Origin of the sequence: Kribbella sp. VKM Ac-2571 (assembly GCF_004362255.1) — a bacterium.
Taxonomy (GTDB): Bacteria; Actinomycetota; Actinomycetes; order Propionibacteriales; family Kribbellaceae; genus Kribbella; species Kribbella pratensis.
On record NZ_SNWS01000011.1, the window covers coordinates 207,396 to 224,066 of the forward strand.

The 16,671-nt window shown below is 68.7% G+C and carries 16 protein-coding genes and 1 pseudogene; 7 read left to right on the plus strand and 10 right to left on the minus strand.

Annotation, left to right across the window (positions count from 1 at the left end):
* Nucleotides 1-147: 147 nt before the first annotated feature.
* Together EV651_RS24520 and EV651_RS24525 are read right to left on the minus strand one after the other, a co-directional pair.
* Entirely contained in the window at nucleotides 148-2,556 is a 2,409-nt protein-coding gene (locus tag EV651_RS24520) for an MFS transporter (RefSeq protein WP_202870491.1), read from the minus strand.
* 285 nt (nucleotides 2,557-2,841) lie between these two features.
* The gene (locus tag EV651_RS24525; protein WP_166658753.1) at nucleotides 2,842-3,693 is read right to left on the minus strand and encodes a LysR substrate-binding domain-containing protein; all 852 of its coding nucleotides are present in this window, start codon (nucleotides 3,691-3,693) and stop codon (nucleotides 2,842-2,844) included.
* 88 nt (nucleotides 3,694-3,781) lie between these two features.
* Between EV651_RS24525 and EV651_RS24530 the strand changes: the two genes are divergently transcribed.
* Both EV651_RS24530 and EV651_RS24535 read left to right on the plus strand, forming a co-directional pair.
* A complete protein-coding gene (locus tag EV651_RS24530) occupies nucleotides 3,782-4,681 on the plus strand; it encodes a TIGR03564 family F420-dependent LLM class oxidoreductase (RefSeq protein WP_133787589.1) in 900 nt (299 codons plus the stop codon).
* A gap of 3 nt (nucleotides 4,682-4,684) precedes the next feature.
* Entirely contained in the window at nucleotides 4,685-5,782 is a 1,098-nt protein-coding gene (locus EV651_RS24535) for a serine hydrolase (protein WP_133787590.1), read from the plus strand.
* Between the two features lie 7 nt (nucleotides 5,783-5,789).
* Here the strand turns inward: EV651_RS24535 and EV651_RS24540 are convergent, their stop codons facing one another.
* Nucleotides 5,790-5,987 carry a hypothetical protein gene (locus EV651_RS24540; RefSeq protein WP_133787591.1) on the minus strand — a complete coding sequence of 66 codons (198 nt, stop codon included), beginning with the start codon at nucleotides 5,985-5,987 and terminating at the stop codon, nucleotides 5,790-5,792.
* Nucleotides 5,988-6,110: 123 nt separating this feature from the next.
* Here EV651_RS24540 and EV651_RS24545 point away from each other — a divergent pair.
* Nucleotides 6,111-6,608: pseudogene (locus EV651_RS24545) on the plus strand (DNA polymerase ligase N-terminal domain-containing protein); the annotation flags it as partial.
* Here EV651_RS24545 and EV651_RS24550 read toward each other — a convergent pair.
* The 5 genes from EV651_RS24550 to EV651_RS24570 form a co-directional block, all read right to left on the minus strand.
* On the minus strand, nucleotides 6,609-7,256 hold the full coding sequence (locus EV651_RS24550; RefSeq protein WP_202870492.1) for a nitroreductase family protein: 648 nt from the start codon (nucleotides 7,254-7,256) through the stop codon (nucleotides 6,609-6,611).
* Between the two features lie 13 nt (nucleotides 7,257-7,269).
* Nucleotides 7,270-8,229, minus strand: a complete 960-nt coding sequence (locus EV651_RS24555; protein ID WP_133787593.1) for a penicillin-insensitive murein endopeptidase — start codon at nucleotides 8,227-8,229, stop codon at nucleotides 7,270-7,272.
* A gap of 79 nt (nucleotides 8,230-8,308) precedes the next feature.
* Nucleotides 8,309-8,926, minus strand: a complete 618-nt coding sequence (locus tag EV651_RS24560) for an L-threonylcarbamoyladenylate synthase (protein ID WP_133787594.1) — start codon at nucleotides 8,924-8,926, stop codon at nucleotides 8,309-8,311.
* An 11-nt stretch (nucleotides 8,927-8,937) separates the two neighbouring features.
* Complete coding sequence (locus EV651_RS24565) at nucleotides 8,938-9,492, minus strand: class F sortase (RefSeq protein WP_238157160.1); 555 nt, start codon at nucleotides 9,490-9,492, stop codon at nucleotides 8,938-8,940.
* Nucleotides 9,493-9,584: 92 nt separating this feature from the next.
* Nucleotides 9,585-10,379 (minus strand): DUF4397 domain-containing protein, encoded by a 795-nt coding sequence (locus EV651_RS24570; protein WP_238157161.1) that lies wholly within the window; start codon nucleotides 10,377-10,379, stop codon nucleotides 9,585-9,587.
* A 250-nt stretch (nucleotides 10,380-10,629) separates the two neighbouring features.
* Here EV651_RS24570 and EV651_RS24575 point away from each other — a divergent pair, with 250 nt between their 5' ends.
* Nucleotides 10,630-11,346: a hypothetical protein gene (locus EV651_RS24575; RefSeq protein ID WP_238157162.1), complete on the plus strand. Its 717-nt coding sequence runs from the start codon at nucleotides 10,630-10,632 to the stop codon at nucleotides 11,344-11,346.
* A 4-nt stretch (nucleotides 11,347-11,350) separates the two neighbouring features.
* Complete coding sequence (locus EV651_RS24580; RefSeq protein ID WP_133787597.1) at nucleotides 11,351-12,829, plus strand: MFS transporter; 1,479 nt, start codon at nucleotides 11,351-11,353, stop codon at nucleotides 12,827-12,829.
* 9 nt (nucleotides 12,830-12,838) lie between these two features.
* Here the strand turns inward: EV651_RS24580 and EV651_RS24585 are convergent, their stop codons facing one another.
* Together EV651_RS24585 and EV651_RS24590 are read right to left on the minus strand one after the other, a co-directional pair.
* Nucleotides 12,839-13,609: a DNA alkylation repair protein gene (locus EV651_RS24585; protein ID WP_238157163.1), complete on the minus strand. Its 771-nt coding sequence runs from the start codon at nucleotides 13,607-13,609 to the stop codon at nucleotides 12,839-12,841.
* Complete coding sequence (locus EV651_RS24590) at nucleotides 13,561-14,304, minus strand: SDR family oxidoreductase (RefSeq protein ID WP_133787598.1); 744 nt, start codon at nucleotides 14,302-14,304, stop codon at nucleotides 13,561-13,563. Before EV651_RS24590 ends, EV651_RS24585 begins: the two co-directional genes overlap by 49 nt.
* Before the next feature lie 198 nt (nucleotides 14,305-14,502).
* On the opposite strand from EV651_RS24590, the gene EV651_RS24595 reads away from it, so the two are divergent.
* Nucleotides 14,503-14,886 carry an STAS domain-containing protein gene (locus EV651_RS24595; protein ID WP_238157164.1) on the plus strand — a complete coding sequence of 128 codons (384 nt, stop codon included), beginning with the start codon at nucleotides 14,503-14,505 and terminating at the stop codon, nucleotides 14,884-14,886.
* A gap of 50 nt (nucleotides 14,887-14,936) precedes the next feature.
* Entirely contained in the window at nucleotides 14,937-16,667 is a 1,731-nt protein-coding gene (locus EV651_RS24600) for an MBL fold metallo-hydrolase (RefSeq protein WP_133787599.1), read from the plus strand.
* Nucleotides 16,668-16,671 lie beyond the last annotated feature (4 nt).

Consider the following 16,671-nt stretch of genomic DNA (forward strand, 5'->3'; position numbering starts at 1 on the left):
CACCGCCCCAGGCCGACCCGACCCGAACGCGCCCACACAGGCCCCACCCCGCCGCATTTGGCTGGTCAACCCACGAGATGGGGGGTTCCGGACCCTGAATGCGGGTGTGGAACCCCGCATTTGATGGGTCAGCCAGGCAAATGGGGGTCAGCCGAAGGGTTGGCGGTTGGGCAGTTCCTCGGGGTAGCCGTTGCCGGAGGTGGTCGCCGGCGTCTCGTGGGTGGCCGGGGCGTGAGTGGGTGGGTGGGTTTGATGGGCGGAGGTGTGGACGGGCGGGGCGGTGTGGTGGGTGGGTCGAGCAGCCTCGTGCGCCGGTGCGTGGGTGGGTGGGGTGTTGGCGAGGTTGGTGCGGACGGTTGTCAGGAGGCGGTGTTCTACGGCTTCCAGTTCGCGGATTCGGGTGCGGATCTCCTGTTCCTCGGCGCGGGCCTCGGCGAGGAGCTGGTCCGCCTCGGCCTGGGCCGTTTCGCGGAGGTGGTCGGATTCGGCGCGGGCGGTTTCGCGGAGGTGGTCGGCGGTGCGTTGGCTGGCGCTGAGGACGCTGAGCTCGTACCGGCGGAGTTCGTCGACCAGCTCGCCCGCGGGGCGCTGGGCGTCGAGGATCGCCGCGGCCGGCTGCGGGATCTCGGCGTCCGGGAGAGTGCTCTCCAACTCGGCGATCTGCTGGTCCACGCGGGTGAACAGGTCGGCGACGTCGGTCCGCATCTGGCGGATCGTGTTCGCGGCGGCCTGCACTCGTTCGCTGGCCTCCCGCTCGCGTTCACGCGCCGTACGCTCCGCCGACGTGATCACGTCGAGCGCAACCACCGCAGCCCGCTCAGCCGGATCGTCAGCCGGCTCCCGGTACGACGCCAGGCCCGAACCCGCCGTCTCGTCGGCCGTGTCATCGGCCGCCGGGCGTATTGCGACGGTTCGGCGGAGAGGGACTTCGCGGATGAACAGGACCGCCAGGAGGCTCACCACGGCAGCCCCCGCGGCGATCACGAAGATCCGCCCGGTGGCGTCGCCGTACGCGTGCCGCACGATCTCCTGGACCGGCCCCGGCAGTGCGTTCACGTCCAGCAAACTCCCCGAACCGCCCTGTGCCGCAGCCGCCGCCCCCGGCCCGAGCTCACGCAGATGCTCCGTGATCAAGTCGGTCACCCGCGTGGCCAGGATCGCCCCCAGCACCGACACCCCAACCGCACCGCCAAGGCTCCGGAAGAACGTGACCGACGCACCAGCGGCCCCGACCTCGCTGACGTCGACAGTGTTCTGCACCGCCAGCACCAGGTTCTGCATCGACATGCCCATCCCGATGCCCATGGCAAGCATCCCGAGCCCGACATACCAGTACGGCGATGTGTGGTCGATCGTCCCGAGCAACCCGAGCCCTGCGGTCAGGAACAACGCGCCGATCACCAGGTACCGCTTCCACTTCCCGAACCGGGTGATCAGCTGCCCCGACCCCACCGACCCGAGGAACGACCCGAACATCATCGGGATGGTCAGCAACCCGGCCTCGGTCGCGCTGTACCCGCGGGCCACCTGGAAGTACTGCCCCAGGAACACCGCGCTCCCGAACATCCCCATCCCGACCGCAACGCTCGCGAGGATCGCCAGAGCCGTCGTCCGTTCCCGGACCACCCGGATCGGCACGAGCGGCTCGGCCGCGTGCACCTCGACCACCACGGCCAGGATCGCGAGCACCGCCGTACCGCCCAGATAAGCGCCCGTCTGCCACGACCACCACGGGAAGTGCTCACCCGCGAACGAGACCCAGATCAGCGGCAGGCTGGCCGCGCCCGCGATCAGCACCGCGCCGAGGTAATCCATCTTGACCTTGCGCTTCACCACCGGCAGGTGCAGGAACCGCTGCAGGACGATCAGCGACAGTACGGCGAGCGGCACGCACACGTAGAAGCACCACCGCCATCCGAGCCACGAGGTGTCGACGATGACCCCGCCGACCAGCGGTCCGCTGACGGTCGCGAGCGCCATGACAGCGCCCATGTAGCCGGAGTACCTCCCCCGCGATCGTGGTGGGATCGCGGCGCCGATGATCGCCTGCGCGAGCGCCATCAGTCCGCCCATCGCGATCCCCTGCAGGACCCGCGAGCCGATCAGGAACGGCACGTTCTGCGAGGCGCCGGCCAGCACCGAGCCGGCCACGAACATAATGATCGCGAGCTGCACGAGCAGCTTCTTGCTCATGAGGTCGGACAGCTTGCCCCAGACAGGCGTGGACACGGTCATCGCGAGCAGGCTGGCCGTGACCACCCACGTGTACTGCGTCTGGGTGCCTTCGAGGTCCGCGATGATCGTCGGCAGCGCGTTGCTGACGATCGTCGAGCTGAGGACCGCGGTGAACAGCGCGGCGAGCAGCCCGGCGAGGATCTCCAGGATCTCGCGGTGCGAGAGCTCAGGGTCGGCGGCCGGTGAGGTGGCCGGCGACGGTGCGGACTGTGCGGACGGTGCGGATGGCGCGGGGTCGGGGTCGCCGGCGGCGTACCGCGAGCGATAACGGGGTGGCGTGGAGCCGGCAGGTGTGGCCGGGGAGGCCTGGGTGGCAGACATCAGCTTCCGTTTCGTACGGCGGGAACGCGAACGACCGGAGCAGCGGGTGTGCTGCTCCGAGGCGGAAACGGCCGGCGATGCCCTCACCCGACCTGACTATTTGGTTGCGCCTACCAACTTTAATCCCGCACTGTCAGCAACCGTTCACCGGGAGCCACCAAACGCCGGTTCGGCGCATTATGAGACGCACCCTCCTCGGAACGCGATTTCCGACGTACGATCCGGTGCTTGTTGAGTGATCAACACCCGGCCTCCGGCGGAGCTGTCAGGGCCCGCCGGAGGCCTTCACCCGAAGGCGGCCACCAGTCCGTCGACGCACTCGGCGGTCGGTCCCGGTCCGACGACCAGTTGCCCCGGGGCGCTCAGCGGCGGCGCGAACGGGCCCATCCAGAGCGCACCCTCGGCGGCCTCACACGCCGTGCCGTAGACGACGGTCCACGCCGGCGATCCGGTCGACATCTCGACGATCGCGGCCTCGAAATCGTCCGCCGGCCGGCCCGTCCTCGGCTCGAAACCGGCCGCCCGGCAGGCGGCTGTCAACTCGTCCCGCAACCACTGGTCGGACGGCAGCCGCAGCGGCAGATCCGCCAGGTCGATCAGTTTGACGCCGTCGTCGGCTCGGTAGGACGAAGGAAGTAGGACGGACAGCGGATCGCGCCAGAGCTCGATCACCCGCAGATCAGCGGCGGCCACGTCACCGCGGACGAACGCGAAGTCCAGCTCGCCGGCTCGCAACGCCGCGAGGTACTCGGCCGTCGACCCCGAGGTGAGTCGGAGGTCGAGATCCGGCGTCTGGGCTCGAAGGGCCGCGAGCCCACGCTCCAGCCGATCCCGGAGCCCTGGCGCTGTCCCGATCCGCAGTACGCCGGAACGCCCAGAGGCAAGCTCCGCCGCCACCTCACCGGCCCGATCCGCGGCGGACAGCACTGCCCGTGCCTCGCGCAGCATCCGCTCCCCGTCGCCGGTCAGCCGGACATGCCGTGAGGACCGGTCGAGGAGCTGCAGACCCAGTTCGCGTTCGAGCCGGGCGACCTGCTGACTCACAGCGGGCTGCACGATGTTGAGCCGCTCGGCAGCCCGCCCGAAGTGCAGTTCCTCGGCGACGGTCACGAAGTACCGCAGTTGCCGCAGCTCCATTGGACACCTCCGGCGATCACGATTCCTTATCGCTGCACAGCGTAACTGCGTCTGGGTTGGCAGCCTCCGGACCCGTTGACTGGTGGACATGAGGATCGGACTGTGGATCGACGAAGAGGGCCAGGCCATCGACGAGATCGGGGCCGCCGCGAAGGCCGCCGAGGACGCGGGTATCGACCGGATCTGGTTCAGCCAGCGGCTCGGGTGGGACGCGCTGACGCTGATCGCGGGTGTCGCGCCGTACACCTCGACCATCGGGTACGCCGTCGGCGTCGTGCCGGTGTACCCGCGGCATCCGCTGGCGCTCGCGGCGCAGGCACTGAGCGTCCAAGTGCTGACCGGCAGCAGGCTGACGCTCGGCATCGGCTCGAGTCACCCGCACGTAGTGGAAGGCATGCTCGGCCTGTCGATGGACCGCCCCGCGGCGTACGTCCGTGAGTACATCGAGGCGCTCGGCCCGCTGCTGGCCGGTGAGCCGACCGACTACGTGGGCGAGCGGCTGACTGCCCGCGGACACGTCGACATCGCCGGCGCGGAGACGCCCGAGCTCATCCTGGCCGCGCTCGGTCCGCGGATGCTGAAGACGGCCGGCGAACTGACCGCCGGTACGACGACCAGCTGGGCGGGTCCTGAAGTGATCGAAAACTTCATCCGCCCCACGATCGATCGGGCCGCGACCGCGGCGGGACGACCCCAGCCGCAGGTGGTCGCGGGCGTCTGCGTCGCGGTCACGGACGACCCGGACGCGACCCGGCAGTGGATCCACGACCAGTTCGGGGCAGCCGGCGACATGCCGGCGTACCGGGCCGTGCTGGACCGCGGCGGTAAGGCGGGCCCGGCGGATACCGCGGTCCTCGGTGACGAGGAGACGGTGGCCAAGGAGCTGCGGCGGTTCGCGGACGCCGGTACGACGGAATTTCTGGTCTGCCCGGTCGGGACGGACGCGGAGCGAGCACGCACGATCCAGTTCGCGCACGACTACGTTTGAGACATGTCGAACGATCCGCCGCCGCTCCGACGTAGCCGTATGGAGCTTCAGGACGTGGTGCAGCGGCGGATCGACGAACTGGTGGAGACCGAGCTCGGCCTGCAGGTCGCGGTGTATCGGCACGGCGAGCTCGTCGTGGACGCGGTGGCCGGGGAGGGCGTGACGTCGGAAACGCTGTACTTCGCCGCGTCCACCGGAAAGGGCGCGTCCGCGACGGTCGCCAACGTGCTGGTGGATCGCGGCGTGCTCGACTACGACCGGCCGCTCGTCGAGATCTGGCCGGAATTCGGCGCGCACGGGAAGGACAAGGCGACGTTGCGGCACGTGCTGACGCATTCCGTCGGCCTGCCCGCATTGCCGCCCGACACGACGCGGAAAACGCTACCCGAGCAGGCCGAGCGCCTGGCCGCCGCGAAGCCGTGGTGGGAACCGGGCACGAAGATGACCTACCACGCGGAGACCTTCGGCCTGCTGGTCGGTGAGATCGTCCGCCGCGCGACCGGCCGGTCGATCTCCGACGTCCTGCGGGACATCGTGACGCCGCTCGGCCTTCAGGAAAACGTGTTCTTCGCGCTGCCCGTGGAGCAGCGGCATCGGCTCGCCGAGCTCGTGGAGCCCGATGGCGCCGAGGAGACGTTCGCGATGCTGGCCGGGATGTTCGAGCAGGTCGTACCGCGGGCGATGCAGCCGCGGGCCGCCGTACTCAACCGCCCTGAGCAGCTCGCGATCGAGGACCCGTCGAGCGGGATCCTCAACGCTCGTGGGATCGCCAAGCTGTACGCCGGGTTGATCGGCGAGGTGGACGGGGTCCGGCTGGTCCGGCCGGAGGCGGTCCCGGTGATCACCGGGCCGGCGCTGGTCGCGCAGGACGAACTGCTCGGCAACCCGGCGACGATGGCGCTCGGCTACGCGATCGGGCGGCTCGGGTCGAGTGCGGAGGAGAGCCCGGCGTCGTTCGGCTGGCCGGGCATGGGCGGCAGTGTCGCGTGGGCCGACACGCGTTCGGGGGTCACGTTCGCGCTGACCAGGACGCTGTTCGACCCGACGGGGTCAGGGTCGGCGGTCGAGATCGGCAACCTGGTTGCGAAAGCTCTTTGCTGAAACCCCCTTATTTGTAAGGAGATTCAGCTTCGGACGCGCGGACGGAGCTCTGGTCGATCCAGACGAGATGGCCGTGGTGACTGACGAGAACCTCGTCGGTCCCGGCCGTACCGGTCCGGCGACCCAGCTCCTGGCCCGCGATCCAGCGTCCGCCGATGCGGATCTGGACGGCGATCGGCCGCGCCGGTGAGGGGGCTACGGGCATGGGCACCTGCTTAGGGACAGGGGCGGATGATGGAGGAAGTTTGTGGGGGCCGGTTTCCCGACCAGTCGCAAGCGTACAACCGCAACCTGACAGACCGTTAGCCGTAACTCGAATTCATCCAGGAGCCCCATGAGTAAGCCGATCTTCGTAGTGCAATTGCACGACGCCAGGCGGCTGCACTACGACGTCCGGCTCGAGGTCGACGGGGTGCTGAAGTCGTGGGCGGTGCCGCGCGGGCCGTCGCTGGATCCGATCGTCAAAAGGCTCGCGGTGAACACCTCGGACCACGACCTCGAGTACGCGTCGTACGAGGGGGTGCACCGCGACGCGCAGTACGGCAGCGGTGCCGTGATCGTCTGGGACGCCGGCGTCTACACGAACCTCACCCGCGACGACCGGCGGCAGTTGGTCGACCCGGCCGAGGCGATCGAACGCGGACACTTGAAGGTGCAACTGCACGGCGTCAAGCTGAACGGGGCCTGGGCTTTCACCCGTACCGGAGGCGACTGGCTGCTGGTCAAGGTGAAGGACGCCGACGCCGATCCGTCGCTGGACCTGACCGTCAGCGAGCCCCGATCGGTCCTGAGCGGCCTCACCATCGAGGAGATGGCCGCCTCCTGATCACCAGCCGTCGATGTGCAGTACGTCGTCGAGCGGCTGCCGGGGCGCCGGCTTGAAGTTCGTGCCGATCGAGTACGCCGTCGGGATCAGCACCGTCTGGCGGATGTCGTCGGGCAGACCGAGCAACTCCCCGACCTCCTGCTCGTAGTTGAGGTGCAGCGTGGTCCACGCCGTACCGAGCCCGCGAGCCCGGGCGGCGAGCATGTAGCTCCACGCCGACGGGAGGATCGAACCCCACAGCCCGGCCTGGTTCCCCGCGGGCAAGTTCTTCGCCTGGAGGCACGGGATCACCAGCACCGGGACCTGCCCCATCCGCTCACCCAGGTACGCGACGCCGTCGCCGATCCGGCGCTGGATAGGCCCGCGGACGGGATCGTCGGCGTACAGCTTCCCGGCCGCACCCGGACCCTCGAGGTACTTCTCCACCGCTCGCCGGTAGTACTCACCGACCGCGGCGCGCTTCTCGGCGTCCGTGATCACCAGCCAGTGCCACGTCTGCCGGTTGCTTCCCGACGGGCCCTGCAACGCGATCTCGATGCACTCCCGGATCAGCTCCATCGGCACCGGCCGCTCGAGGTCGAGCCGCTTGCGGACGGTACGGGTCGTTGTCAGCAACTCGTCGGGGTTCAGGTCGAGTGTGTAGGTCACGCCGACCAGTTTGTCAGCAGACGTAGGTGCTGTTCGGGTGGACCTTCTCGCAGTACCGGACGTGCAGGTGGTTGTCGTGGGCCGGCCAGTTCTGGGTCAGGCCCTCGCTGATCAGAGTCGGGTCGTTGAACCAGATGTACTTCACGTGCCCCGGCGCCGCGGCCCGAACGGCCTGGATGAGCTGACGAGTAGCCGCCCGGTCGTACGTCGAGGACTCCCAGGTGATGCGGCCCGCGGTGCACTGGGCGTTGTCGGTACGGATCGGCCAGATGTCGATGTCCATCCCGTTGTCGTGGCTGGCGTGCCCCGGGATGTCGCCACCGTGCTCGAACCCCGCATCGCCGTACGGGACCTTGCCCTGACCGGTGGACGCGAAGGAGCGGGCTGCGGCCTCCATCTGTGCCACAGGTGCAGCAGCTGCCCAGTTGGCCGCCGTACCGTTGCCGTCCGGGTCCTGGTCGCACAGGTTCGCAGTGAAGTCCGGGTAGTCGTAGTGCCAGGCCAGGTTGCGCCAGGTGATCGGGCCGACGATGCCGTCCGCGCCGATGCCAGCGTGCGACTGGAAGGACACGACCGCGTCGCGGACCGCCGTACTGAACACACCGTCGACGGGGAGGCTGAGGCGGCGCTTGGCGTTCAACTCGACCTGCAACGCCTTGACGGCGGCGTTGCTGTCGCCGGACCGAATGGTCGGCGCCAACGCTCCCCAGGTCTGCGGTCCGACGATCCCGTCGACACCCAGCCCCTTGGCGGTCTGAAACGCCCTCACCGCGGTGGCAGTGGTTGCGCCGAACACCCCGTCCGCATCAACAGACTGTCCAGCGTGCTGCAGCAGGAACTGGATCGCCTGTACGTCGGCACCACGGTTACCGCTGCTCTGGGTCGGAAAGAAGGCGTTGGCGTAGGCCTGCGCCGACGCAGGCATCAGAGCCGTGACAAGCACCACGGCCACAACAAGCAGAACACGACGCATGAGTCCCTCCGGGGCGGACGAGGAAACTAACTAACGCTCATCCGCCACGATCCGTCATGATCTTCCGGTCTGCAAGACCTCACTCGAACGGGGTCGGGTCGCCGGAGCCGACGCGGACGACCTCGGGGACGTCGTCGGAGAAGTCGATGACGGTGGTGGGTTCGGTACCGGCTTCGCCCTCGATGACTGCGTCGATCTGGTTGTCGAGCTCTTCCTTGATCTCCCAGCCCTGCGTCATCGGGTCCTCCTCGCCCGGCAGCAGCAGTGTGCTGGAGACCAGCGGCTCGCCCAGCTCGGCGACCAGTGCCTGGGTGACGACGTGGTCCGGGATGCGTACGCCGACGGTCTTCTTCTTCGGGTGCAGCAGCCGCCGCGGCACCTCCTTGGTGGCCGGCAGGATGAACGTGTAGCTGCCCGGCGTGGCCGCCTTGATCGAGCGGAAGACGGCGTTGCTGATGTGCACGAACTGACCGAGCTGCGCGAAGTTCTCGCACACCAGCGTGAAGTGGTGCCGGTCGTCAAGGTTCCGGATCGTGCGGATCCGGTCGATTCCGTCCCGGTTGCCCAACTGGCAGCCGAGCGCGTAGCAGGAGTCGGTCGGGTACGCGATCAGCCCGTCCTCACGCAGCAGGTCCACCACCTGTCCGATCGACCGCCGCTGAGGGTTGTCGGGATGGATGTCGAAATACCTGGCCATGACCGCCGAGCCTACTGCGCGAGCCCTGTGGGCAGTGCGGTCACCACCAGGTTGTCCTCGTAACCACCACGCGACGCGTCGTACGCACCCGTGCAGGTGATCAGCACGAGACGGTGGTCGGTGGTCTGGTCGAACGCGCCGCTCTTCGTCGCGAGCGCGTCCTTCCGCACCGACACGACCGAGACGACCCGGTACGACGCCGTGTGCCCGGCCCCGTTCAGTACGACGACCTCACCGCGCCGTACGTCGAGCAACCGGGCGAAGAACCCGAGTCCCTCGGTCTTGGTGTCGACGTGTCCGGCGAGCACCACCGAGCCGAACGGATCACCTGCCTGGGCGCCGCCGTCCCACCAGCCGACCCGCTGCGCCTTGGACGGCACCTGAAGCCGATCGGAGATGGTAGTTGCCGGAAGCACCGATGCGCTGGCTCCTCCGGGCAGCACGACCTGTTCCGGGACGAAACGGATGCGCTGGCTCGGCGCCGGCGTACCGACCCGTCCCGGTGGTGCGGAGGCCGGCGCAGTCGGCTCAACTGCTGACGGCGTACCGCCGTGCTTGAAACTCACTGTGGTCGTGGGTGCAGGCGCCGCACCGTCCCCCTCGGCCGAGCAGCCGGCCAAGGCGATACAGCACAGCGCCGCACCTGCGAGCCGCCGGTTCAGCGACGGACCACCTTCCGGCCCGTGACGACCGCCACCCCGAGCGCGGCGAGGAACACCACGATCCAGAGGCCGGACTGGCCGGCGGGGCTCTGCGCCTGGTCGAGCCCCGCGGCCTGTCCGCCTGTTCCGGTGTTCACCTCGGACGGCTTGCTCGAGCCAGTGGCCGGAACCTTGATCGTGCCGAGCGCGACGGTCATGGTCTTCTGACTTGGAGCGCCGATCGCGAACACCCGGGTCAGGTACCCCGCTTGCACCGGCAGATCCAGCGGTCCGAGCACGACCGGCGACGTCGCACCGGTCGGCACGATGTCGACCTTGTAGGTGCCCGCCGGAACGACCACGTCCAGGGATTCACCGTTCGCGACGTTCTGGAAAAGCACCTTTCCGTTCACCCGGATGTCAGCCGGACCGACGGCCGCATCGTGCGCCACCCGTAATCCGGCTTTGTCCTTCGGCACCGCGGTCAACTTGTTCGCGTACGTCGTGATCAGCGGCGCCCCGGTCGGCGACACCGGCTGATGAACAACGACGTCCAGACTCGCGCCGGAGCCCGCCGAAATCGACCGCTGGATCACCACTTTCCCGTCCTGCTCGGCGGTGATCATGCGCTTACCCGAAGCGACCCCGAACGGTCCGACGAGCTTCCCGCCGGCCACCCCCTTGGCAACCTGACGCCCGTCGACGCTGATGTCCAGGACGCGGCCGGGCAGGCCCTGGACGAAATACAGGTTGGCGCCCGCGGCCGCGTCGGCGGGTGCACCGAGTAGTGCCGGTGCACCCGCGATCAACACCGCGAGCAGCAGCGGAACTACCCTTCGAATTACCGGACCATGAATTCTCGTAACATTTTTGCGCACTGGCCGGAATTGCCCGGACACGCTCCGTCTGCGCATTTTTCCTCCCCCTCGGAGTTCACCGGAAATTGTGAAACAAACGTCCGTACCCTCCAATTGGGGCGTATCGTATGCGCAGGTCGACCTGATCGCCAGGGCCAACCTTTTCGGCTTTGTGGCCAGGTCCGTTTTGGGGGGCGATGGCTTGGTGTCAGGACGCGGGCGGACCGGGTGCCTGGCGGCGGTCGCGATGGTGCTGGGGTACAGCGCGGCCGTCGCCTGCTCGGACGGATCCGTTGCTCCGACCGCCCCGAGCCCGGGAATCGGCGCCGCGCTTCCGTCCGCGCCGGTCACGCCGACCGTTCGGACGACGGTCGCACCGAGTGCCGAGCAGGCCAAGCCGGGGATCAAGCTGACCGCCGTACCGCGGCCGGACGGTTCGTTCGACGTCACCGAGAACGTGAGATTGCCCGCGGCCACTGACATTGTGCCGCTGCAGCTGCCGGGATCCGGTGCGGACCTTCCCGGAATGATGACCCCGACGAAACCGCTGGTGACCGACCTGAAACTGGTCGCCGACGACAAGTCCGTGCCGCTCGCGACGACCACGATCACCGACGCGGACGACGTTCCGCTGTCCTTCCGCGCCACCGAACTCCTGCTGACCTATCGGCTGTCGGGCTCGACGGTGCGCGCCACCCCGTCGCGGACCGCCCGGGCCGGCGCGGCCATTCGTCCTCTCACCGCGAGCGCCGACAGCACCCTGCCGACCGATATCACCGTCACCAGCGGGCTGCTGAACGCGGTCTGCCCGTTGCTGGACGAACCCCGGTGCGCTGTCGGCGATCCGCCCCACCTCACGGTCCGGCCCGGCATCCCGGCCGGCAGGGCCCTCGTCGTACTGCAGCTCGATCTGCCACGCTGACCCCATGAGTGATGAGCGCATCGCGCTGGGGACGGCGCGCGGCCGGTGGGTGCTGGCTGCCACCGCCTTGGGGTCGGGCATGGCGTTCCTGGACGGGACCGTGGTCAACGTCGCGCTGCCGGCGATGGGCGAGGACCTCAACGCCGACATGGCCGGCCTGCAGTGGATCGTGAACGGCTACATGCTGATGCTGGCGTCGCTGGTGCTGCTCAGCGGTTCGCTCGGCGACCGGCTCGGACGGCGGCGGACGTTCGTCGTCGGGGTGATCTGGTTCGCCGCGGCCTCCGTCGTGTGCGCGATCGCTCCGAACCTCGAGGTGATGATCGCGGGCCGCGTCCTGCAAGGCATCGGCGGCGCGCTGCTGACCCCGGGCAGCCTGGCCATCCTGCAGACGACGTTCCAGCACTCCGATCGCGGCAAGGCGGTCGGCACCTGGTCCGGCCTCACCTCGGTCGCCGCGGCCGTCGGCCCGTTCGTCGGCGGCAGCCTGGTCGACAGCGGATCGTGGCAGCTGATCTTCCTGCTCAACGTGCCGCTCGCTCTGGCGACTGTTCTGGTCACGCTCCGGCACGTTCCGGAGACCCGCGACGAGGAGGCCGCCGGCAAGCTCGACATCAACGGCGCGATCCTCGCGACCGTCGGCCTGGCCGGCATCACGTACGGCCTGATCAGCGCCGGCGACCACGGTTTCGGCGATCCGACGGTGCTGACCAGCCTGGCGATCGGGGTCGTCGCCTTCGTGGCGTTCATCGAGGTGGAACGGCGCGGCTCGTACCCGATGCTGCCGTTGAACATCTTCGCCAACCGCCGCTTCACCGGCGCGAACCTGGTCACCGTCGTCGTGTACGGCGCCCTCGGTACGGCGACCTTCCTCGTCGTGGTCTACCTGCAGACCGCCCTGCACTACTCCGCCCTCTGGGCGGGCGCATCCTTGCTCCCGATGACGTTGCTCATGCTCGGCCTGTCCGGGTACGCCGGTGGCCTCGCGGACCGGATCGGCCCGCGCATCCCGATGACCGTCGGGCCGGCGCTGATGGCCGGTGGATTCCTGTTGATGCTGCGGATCGACACCGGCACCAGCTACTACACCGCCGTACTGCCCGCCGTCGTTCTGCTCGGGCTCGGTCTCGTCGCGACAGTGGCGCCGCTGACCGCGACCGTGCTGTCGTCGGTCGAGGACCACCACGCGGGGATCGCGTCCGGGGTGAACAACGCGGTCGCCCGGTCGGCGCAGCTGATGGCGGTCGCGGCGATCCCGATGGCGGCCGGCATCACCGGCGACGCATACCGCGATCCCGTTGCCTTTCACAACGGATTCGGCCACGCGCTGTGGATCTCCGCCGTCCTCGCGGCAGCCGGTGGCGTGATCGCGTGGGTGACCCTCGGCGATCGCGCCGTACCGCACAAGCATCACCTCGTGCACCACCACACGCACTGCGCGCTCGAGGCCCCGCCGTACGCCGACAGCCGTACGCCGAGCTGATTTGTCGACTTATCTTTTGAGGTAGCGCGCGCGACTGTCCGGGTCCAGGCGTTCGATGGCGTAGCGGAGCATGGTGCGGGGCATCCGGGTCGCGTACCGGTCCAGGAAGGCGCGCAGTTCGTCCTCGGAGACCCGCTTGCCCGCCTCCCGCAACATCCAGCCGGAGGCCTTGTGGACAAGGTCCTCCCGATCGTCGAGGACCTCGGCGGCCAGCTTGTAGGTGTCCGCGGTCTGCCCCTGGCCGATCAGGTACTGCGTGGCGATCAGCGCGATCCGGCGTTCCCAGAGCTGGTCGGAGCGGATCAGGGTATAGAGAGGATCGCGCGGCTTGTCGAGCAGATAACCGCCGACAACCTGGGGAGCACTGCAGTCGACCAGATCCCAGTTGTTGATGTACGCCGTACTGCGCATGTACAGCTCGTAGATCGCGGTGAGCTCGCGCGGGTTCACCGTACGCGGCTTGAGACTGCGGGACGCGCGATCGGCCAGCAGGCAAAGGATTGCGAGCCGGTGCTCGTGCACCGGGCTGGTCAGGGCCTTCTCGAGTTCGGGCAGCGGGAGGTCGGCGCGCAGGTACGGTTTGAGGATGCCGCGGATCGTCGAGAGCTTCACGCCGACCATCTGGTCGCCGTGGCCGTAGCCGCCGGGCTGAAGCTGGAAGTAGCGCGCGAGCACCTCCGCCACCGCGGGATCCGCGGCCGCGTCGATGTCGGCGATCAGATCCGACGTAGTCAGACCAGCATCCCTCCGGTCGCGCGGAGGTTCTGCCCCGTCATCCACCGAGCGTCCGGACCGGCGAGGAATGCGACCACGTCGGCGACCTCGGCGGGTTCACCCATCCGACCGAGCGCGGTGATGCCGACGAGAGCGTCCTGCACCGCGGGTGGATTGTGGTCGTGGAACATGTCGGTGTCGGTCGCTCCCGGGGACACCGTGTTGACGGTGATCGCGCGCGGGCCGTACTCGCGGGCGGCGACCTTCACGAACTGCTCGAGCGCTGCCTTGCTCGCTGCGTAGAGAGAGATCCCGGGGCCCGGCACCACGGTGTTGAGGGTGGACAGCGCGATGATCCGGCCGCCGTCGGGGAGGACGCGGCCGGCGCGCTGGATCGCGAAGTACGGACCCTTCACGTTCGTCGCGAACAGCTGGTCGTAGTCCTCGACGGTGACATCGGCGATCGGCTTCACCATCGCCTGCGCCGCGTTGCAGACGAAGATGTCCAGCGTCCCGGTCGGCTCGGCCGCGCGATCGAACAGCCCGTCGATCGCGGACAGGTCCGCCTGGTCCGCCGGTACGGCGATCGCCTCGCCGCCGGCTGCCTTCACCTCCGCGACCACCTCGGCCGCGGCCGCTTCGCTGCTCGCATAGGTGAAGGTCACCACGGCACCGTCCGCGGCCAACCGCCGTACGATCGCCGCACCGATCCCCCGCGAGCCACCGGTGACCAGCGCTGTCTTACCGTCCAGAACGCCCATACTGCCTTGTCTATCACCCCATTAGGTCCGTCGTTTGTTTTACTCTGACAGCGCTTACAGCCGCGAGGTCACGCTCCGGGGTCGATCGTCGGCGCACCCGTTGTACGGCTCGCGCGTTGGGGCATACGGTGTGAGGGCAGGGCAGTTCCATTTCCGCCAGGACCCGCGTTCGTGGCGCTACCCGGGGGAGATACCCGCGTGACCAGGCATCCAGAGCCGCGGGACGGCGAGATGATCAGGACCACTTTCGATGCGGTCACCGAAGAGCTCGAGCCCGGCGTACTTCTGGTCCGGCTGTCCGGTGAGATCGACATCGCCAGCACCGATTTCGCCGCCGAGGCGATCCGCGCCGCGGTCGCGCCGCCGGCCCGGCTGGTGCTGATCGACGTGTCCGCCGTCACGTTCTGCAGCTCGGCCGGCCTCGGCAATCTGGTCGAGGCACGCAACCTCGCCGGCGAGCACAACATCACCCTGGCGCTGGTCGGCGTCGGGCGGCCGGTCGACAGGCCGCTCAGCGTCACCGGTCTCGGCGGTCAGTTCCGCATCTACAGCACGGCCGCCGAGGCGCTCGCCGACAGCTGACCGGCTCGCCGGGGTGGAATCGATTCCAGGTCTGCGCTTAGGGTGCTGGTGTGATCGTGCACGCCATCGAGGACACCTGCGTGGTGTATCTGCTCGTCGACCCGTCGTCGCGGACAGCTGTGGCGGTCGACGCCGGCAGCGGGCGCTGGCTCGACCGACTGCCGTCGTACGGCGTGGACACCGTGACCGACGTACTGGTCACGCATCACCACCGGGACCAGGTCGAGGGCCTGCCGCTGCTGGCGGCCGCCGGGACGCGGATCTGGGTGCCGGAGCACGAGGCCGAGCTGATCGCGGACGCGGATCACCACTGGCAGCGACGAAATCTCGTGAACAATTACGACCTGCACACGGACCGGTTCTCGTTGCTCTCGTCGGTACCGGTGACAGGCGTGATGAAGGACTACAGCACGACACAGATCGGCCATGCGTCGGTGCTGACATTGCCGACGCCCGGCCATACGCCGGGCAGTGTGAGCTACCTGATCGACGGCTACGCGTTCACCGGTGACCTCATCCACAGTCCCGGCAAGGTGTGGTCGGCTGCAGCGCTGCAGTGGTCGTACGTCGGCATGGAGGGCGCCGCAATGACCATGGCCTCCCTCACGCAACTCCTGGATCACTCACCCCGAGCACTGCTGCCCAGCCATGGGTCGCGGATGGACAACCCGGCTGACGCTGTGCGGGAGACCTGTGCCGCGCTACAGGACCTCGTCACCGTGCGGCTCGGCACACCGAGCGGTCTGCTCGACAAGCTCGAGGACCCGTATGTCGAGCTCAGCCCGCACCTGTTGATGAATCGGACCAGCGAGTCCCGCAGCTACGTGCTGCTGAGCGACTCCGGTACGGCGCTGTTGATCGACTACGGGTACGACCTGACCACCAACATCCCGACAGGCGGACCGCGGCACGTGGTCCGGCCTTGGCTGCCGAGTCTGCGAGCACTGCGGCGGGACTACGGCATCGAGCGTGTCGAAGTCGCGATCCCGACGCACTACCACGACGACCACGTTGCCGCCTTCAACCTGATGCGAGAGGTGCACGGGACCGAGGTGTGGGCGTCCAGCCCGGTGGCCCACGTCCTGGAGAACCCGACGCACTACGACCTGCCGTGCCTCTGGTACGAGCCGATTCCGTGCGCCCAGCACATCGAGAACGGCGCCGGGATCCGGTGGCGCGAGTATGAGCTGTCGATGTACGCGCTGCCGGGCCACACGCTCTACGCGTCGGCCATTGGCTTCGAGGTCGACGGACGGCGAGTGCTGGCAACAGGTGACCAGCAAACTGGCAGCTGGTCATCGGACGGGACTCCCGAGATACCCAACTTCCAGTACGCGAACGCGTTCGCGGCCGAGGACTACGTGGCGTCGGCCGCGCTCTACCGGCGGCTGCAGCCGGAGTTGATGATCTCCGGTCACTGGGACCCGCGCCCGGTCACTCCGGCGTACCTGGATGAGCTGGCGCGGCTCGGTGCCGAGGTTGCGCGGGTTCACCGGGCGCTGCTGCCGGCGGACGATCCGGTGTTCACACGTGCTGTGCGCATCACGCCGTACCGGGTGGACGCGGTCAACGGGCAGCCGTTCACGGTGCGAGTCAGCGTGCCCGCGGACCTGGTCGTGCCCGGTGGATGGGAGTGCCGACGGGTCGGTACGGATGAGTTCGTGGTGATCCCGCGGGTGGCCGAAGCCGTACGGCGGGAGCGGATCGCGGCTGCGGTCACGCGGGACGGGATGTACCTGGGGCAGCTGGCTGAGGCCCTGGTCGACGTACGCCTTTCGTGAAAGG